The 4,639-nt window shown below is 63.2% G+C and carries 6 protein-coding genes; 2 read left to right on the forward strand and 4 right to left on the reverse strand.

Annotation, left to right across the window (positions count from 1 at the left end; translation table 11 throughout):
- From EOD07_RS23470 to rpsL, 3 genes are all read right to left on the reverse strand, one after another.
- The coding region (locus EOD07_RS23470) for a GTP-binding protein (RefSeq protein ID WP_127237149.1) at window positions 1–1,169 on the reverse strand (1,169 nt) is incomplete at its 3' end.
- A 27-nt stretch (window positions 1,170–1,196) separates the two neighbouring features.
- Window positions 1,197–1,667, reverse strand: coding sequence for a 30S ribosomal protein S7 (gene rpsG / locus EOD07_RS23475; protein ID WP_027170372.1), 471 nt, complete (start codon window positions 1,665–1,667; stop codon window positions 1,197–1,199).
- 9 nt (window positions 1,668–1,676) lie between these two features.
- Complete coding sequence (rpsL, locus tag EOD07_RS23480) at window positions 1,677–2,048, reverse strand: 30S ribosomal protein S12 (RefSeq protein ID WP_006202128.1); 372 nt, start codon at window positions 2,046–2,048, stop codon at window positions 1,677–1,679.
- Between the two features lie 461 nt (window positions 2,049–2,509).
- On the opposite strand from rpsL, the gene EOD07_RS23490 reads away from it, so the two are divergent.
- Together EOD07_RS23490 and EOD07_RS23495 are read left to right on the forward strand one after the other, a co-directional pair.
- Entirely contained in the window at window positions 2,510–2,791 is a 282-nt protein-coding gene (locus EOD07_RS23490; protein ID WP_040983044.1) for a hypothetical protein, read from the forward strand.
- 64 nt (window positions 2,792–2,855) lie between these two features.
- Window positions 2,856–3,785, forward strand: a complete 930-nt coding sequence (locus tag EOD07_RS23495; RefSeq protein WP_127237151.1) for a Gfo/Idh/MocA family oxidoreductase — start codon at window positions 2,856–2,858, stop codon at window positions 3,783–3,785.
- A 33-nt stretch (window positions 3,786–3,818) separates the two neighbouring features.
- Here the strand turns inward: EOD07_RS23495 and EOD07_RS23500 are convergent, their stop codons facing one another.
- Entirely contained in the window at window positions 3,819–4,484 is a 666-nt protein-coding gene (locus EOD07_RS23500) for an O-methyltransferase (protein ID WP_127237152.1), read from the reverse strand.
- Window positions 4,485–4,639 lie beyond the last annotated feature (155 nt).

The following is a 4,639-nucleotide window of genomic DNA, read 5'->3' on the forward strand; positions in this document are numbered from 1 at the left end:
GTGGTCGTGTCCTTGAGGCCAGCCAGGGCGACGATGTCGCCGGCATAGGCTTCCTCGATGTCGGCGCGCGAATTCGCATGCATCTGCAGCATGCGGCCGATGCGCTCCTTCTTGCCCTTCACCGTGTTGTCGAGCGAGGTGCCCTTGGTGAGCTTGCCCGAGTAGATGCGGGCGAAGGTCAGCGAACCGACGAACGGGTCGTTCATGATCTTGAACGCCAGCATCGACAGCGGCTCGTTGTCGTCGGCATGACGCTCGATCTCGGCGTCGGTCTTGGCGTCGACGCCCTTGATGGCCGGCACGTCGATCGGCGACGGCAGGTACTCGACGACGGCGTCGAGCAGCGGCTGCACGCCCTTGTTCTTGAAGGCCGAGCCGCAGAACATCGGGAAGAACTTGACCGCGATGGTGCCCTTGCGGATCAGCGCGCGGATCTCGTCATTCGACGGCATCTTGCCTTCGAGGTAATTCTCGAGCGCCGTCTCGTCCATCTCGACGGCCGCTTCGATCATCTTCTCGCGGTACTGCTCGGCCTTCGCCTTGAGGTCGGCCGGGATCTCGACGACGTCCCAGGCAGCGCCGAGCGTCTCATCGCGCCAGACGAGCGCGTTCATCTCGACGAGATCGACGACGCCCTTGAACTCGGTCTCGGCGCCGATCGGCAGCTGCATGACCACAGCCTGCGCGCCGAGGCGCGAACCGATCATTTCCTCCGAGCGGTAGAAGTCGGCGCCGATCTTGTCCATCTTGTTGCAGAAGATCATGCGCGGCACGTGGTACTTGTCGGCCTGGCGCCACACGGTCTCGGTCTGCGGCTCGACACCGGCATTGGCGTCGAGCAGCGCGATGGCGCCGTCGAGCACGCGCAGCGAACGCTCGACCTCGATGGTGAAGTCGACGTGTCCGGGGGTGTCGATGATGTTGAAGCGGCGCATCTTGCCGTCACGACCCTTCCAGAAGGTCGTGGTCGCGGCGGACGTGATGGTGATGCCGCGTTCCTGCTCCTGCTCCATCCAGTCCATGGTGGCTGCGCCGTCATGGACTTCGCCGATCTTGTGCGACTTGCCCGTGTAATACAGGACGCGCTCGGTCGTCGTCGTCTTGCCGGCGTCGATATGCGCCATGATACCGAAATTGCGGTAGTCTTCGATTTTGTATTCGCGGGCCATGGGAGGTGCCTCTCAGTCTCTTTCGCGTTACCAGCGGTAATGCGCGAAGGCGCGGTTGGCTTCCGCCATCTTATGGGTGTCTTCACGCTTCTTGACGGCCGTGCCACGGTTGTTGGCCGCGTCCATCAGCTCGCCCGAGAGGCGATCGACCATGGTGGTCTCGTTGCGGTTGCGGGCCGCGGCGATCAGCCAGCGGATGGCCAGCGCCTGGCGGCGCTCGGGGCGCACGTCGACCGGAACCTGGTAGGTGGCGCCGCCGACGCGACGCGAACGCACTTCCACATGCGGCGCGACATTGTCGAGCGCCTGGTGGAAGACGGTGACCGGCTCCTGCTTGGTCTTGGCCTGAACCTGGTCCAGCGCGCCATAGACGATGGTCTCGGCAACCGACTTCTTGCCGTCATACATGACGGCGTTCATGAACTTGGTGACGATCAGATCGCCGAACTTGGGGTCCGGATTGATCTCACGCTTTTCTGCACTGTGACGACGGGACATGGGAAACCCTTACTTCGGACGCTTGGCGCCGTATTTCGAACGACGCTGCTTGCGGTTCTTCACACCCTGCGTGTCGAGCACGCCGCGGATGATGTGGTAGCGGACGCCCGGCAGATCCTTGACGCGGCCGCCGCGGATCATGACCACCGAGTGTTCCTGAAGGTTGTGACCTTCACCGGGGATGTAGCCGATCACTTCAAAACCGTTGGTCAGGCGAATCTTGGCCACCTTGCGCAGCGCCGAGTTCGGCTTCTTCGGCGTCGTGGTGTAGACGCGCGTGCAGACGCCCCGCTTCTGCGGGTTCTGCTGCATGGCCGGGACCTTGTTGCGCTTCACCGGCGCCAGGCGCGGCTTGCGGATCAGCTGGTTGACGGTAGGCATTAAACCCTCTTGTCTCTCAATTCCGTGTCTGCCCTGTCAGGGCCGCTCAAAGCGTCATTTCCATACGCAAATTCGGGCAACACACCGCGCCTCGCGGTCCTGCCCGAACAAATTGCAGAGGAAGCGGAAGCCGCTTCATGCGTGCCGGAAATGTCTTTTCGCTCGTAAAACGAACCCTGTTTGAGACAAACTCCAAAGCGCGTCGCCTCGGAAAGGCTGGTCTCACATCGGTTCTGACGTGGCGGCTTCTACTCGTAAGGCCATTGCCCGTCAACCCCGCAACGGCAAATATTGCGGTCAATTCGGGGCTTGGCAGCCATGCGCAAAACGCATGTAATTTTATTGCGCCTTTTTTCAAGAGTGAGGAAGAAAGTGACCGGCTTGCGGCTGTCTTCCGGGCCTGCTTCGTGCCAAAAGGCGGTTTGAACCGGACTATCAGCCGGAAAATGAGGAATCGACCCGTGAACGACAACGAGGAACGGCCGGTCACCATCATCACCGGACGGGTCTGGCGCAAGAAAGGCGGCAAGCCGGAGGGCGTGCATGTGATGCTGGTGGCGCCCGACGATGATTCTGCCGTGCGGCGCGCGCTCGAATCGCTCGCCGCGGAAGGATTCGCGGAGGCAGAGCTCGACCAGATCGGCGACATGGAGGGCGAGCCCGACGAGGAGCCGCATCTGTCGGCCTATCAGGGCGCGCTCGAAGGCGAGGTCTCGATCGTTACCTTCGACGAGCCGTTCTGATACCGCACCGGCGTAACGGCCTTCCCGGCAACCTAAAGCCAGCCACTCTTCCCCCGGAGCTCCCATGACCAGCAACGCAATCAAGCTCGGCATCGTCGGCGTGGGAAAGATCGTCCGCGACCAGCATTTGCCGGCGATCGCCAAGGATGGCAATTATCAGCTCATCGCCGCGGCCAGCCGCCACGGCAAGGTCGACGGCATTGCCAACTATCCCAATATCGAGGCGATGCTTGCGGCCGAACCCGGCCTCGAGGCGGTCTCGCTCTGCATGCCGCCGCAGTTCCGTTACGACGCCGCACGCACCGCGCTGGAAGCGAAGAAGCATGTGTTCCTCGAAAAGCCACCGGGCGCGACGGTGAGCGAAGTCGAGCACCTCAAGGCGCTTGCCGAAAAGAACGGCGTCTCGCTCTTCGCCAGCTGGCACTCACGCTACGCGCCGGCGGTCGAAGCCGCGCGCGCTTTCCTCGCCTCGGCCAGACTGACTTCGGCCGCCATCAACTGGAAGGAAGACGTGCGCCGCTGGCACCCGAACCAGGAATGGATCTGGGAACCCGGCGGCTTCGGCGTGTTCGATCCCGGCATCAACGCGCTCTCGATCGCCACTCACATCCTGCCGCCGATGTTCATCACCTCGGCCGTGCTCGATTTTCCGGAGAATCGCGCGGCGCCGGTCGCGGCGCATGTCGCCTTCCGCACGTCCAACGGCCTGCCGGTGACGATGGAGCTCGACTGGCTGCAGACCGGCCCGCAGAGCTGGGACATCCTGGCCGAGACCGACAAGGGCAAGATGGCGCTGTCCGGCGGGGGCGCGAAGCTCGCCGTCGACGGCAAGATCGTCCATGACGAGCCGGAAGCCGAATATCCGATGCTTTACAAGCGCTTCGCCGAGATCGTTCGCGCCGGGAATTCGGATGTCGACCTGGCGCCGCTGCAGCATGTCGCCGATGCCTTCATGCTGGGCAAGCGCAACGTGGTCGAGGCGTTTTTCGACTGAGACCGCGGTAAAGCGCCGAGGCGAACGAGATCCTTACTCGACGATCGCGATCGCGAACCCATCATAGCCCTTGGCGCCGACGGTCTGGATGGCGGTGCCGTCCAGCCGCTTCTCGCCACCGATGAACGAGAACGCGGCGCGAGCGCCTTCGACATTGGCGTCGCCGCTGTTCTTTTTCACGACCGCGCCGTCGCGGATGACGTTGTCGCAGACGATGACGGTGCCCGGCCGCGACAGCTTCATGGCCCATGTCAGGTAGTTCGGGTTGTTGGGCTTGTCGGCGTCTATGAAGATCAGGTCGAACGGACCGGCACCTTGGTCAGCCAGCTTGCCAAGCGACTGCAGCGCGGGACCGACCCGCAGGTCGACCTTGTCGGAAACCCCTGCCCGCTCGAAATTCGAGCGCGCGACCTCGGCGTGGTGCGGATCGAGCTCCAGCGTCACGACCTTGCCGTCCGCCGGCAATCCCCTCGCCATCCAGATGGTCGAGTAGCCGCCGAGCGTGCCGACCTCCAGCACCTTCTTCGCGCCGCGAATGCGCACCAGCAGCGACAGCAGCTTGCCCTGCGCGGCCGAGACGTCGATCGCCGGCAGGCCCCGGTCGCGATTGGCCTTGAGCACCGCATCCAGCATTGGATCCGCTTCGAAAAGAGCGGAAACGATATAGTCGTCGACAGAAGTCCAGGTCTTGCTGCTCATGGCTCTTCCTCGTTCGTGAAGCCAAAATGCAAGAAGGGGCCGCGTAGGCCCCTTCTCGTCGTCTCTCATATCATAACCGCTTACTGCGCGGCGTTGACCATGTCGGTCAGCATCGGGTCGGCGACCTCGACACCGGAAGCCTTGCGGCGCTCGTC

It is taken from the genome of Mesorhizobium sp. M2C.T.Ca.TU.002.02.1.1 (assembly GCF_003997225.1).

What these genes read in the sequence shown, in the direction of transcription:
- EOD07_RS23500 (WP_127237152.1), bottom strand. Translation starts at nt 4,484, where the DNA reads ATGAGCAGCAAGACCTGGACTTCTGTCGACGACTATATCGTTTCCGCT.
- rpsG (WP_027170372.1), bottom strand. Translation starts at nt 1,667, where the DNA reads ATGTCCCGTCGTCACAGTGCAGAAAAGCGTGAGATCAATCCGGACCCC.
- EOD07_RS23495 (WP_127237151.1), top strand. Translation starts at nt 2,856, where the DNA reads ATGACCAGCAACGCAATCAAGCTCGGCATCGTCGGCGTGGGAAAGATC.
- rpsL (WP_006202128.1), bottom strand. Translation starts at nt 2,048, where the DNA reads ATGCCTACCGTCAACCAGCTGATCCGCAAGCCGCGCCTGGCGCCGGTG.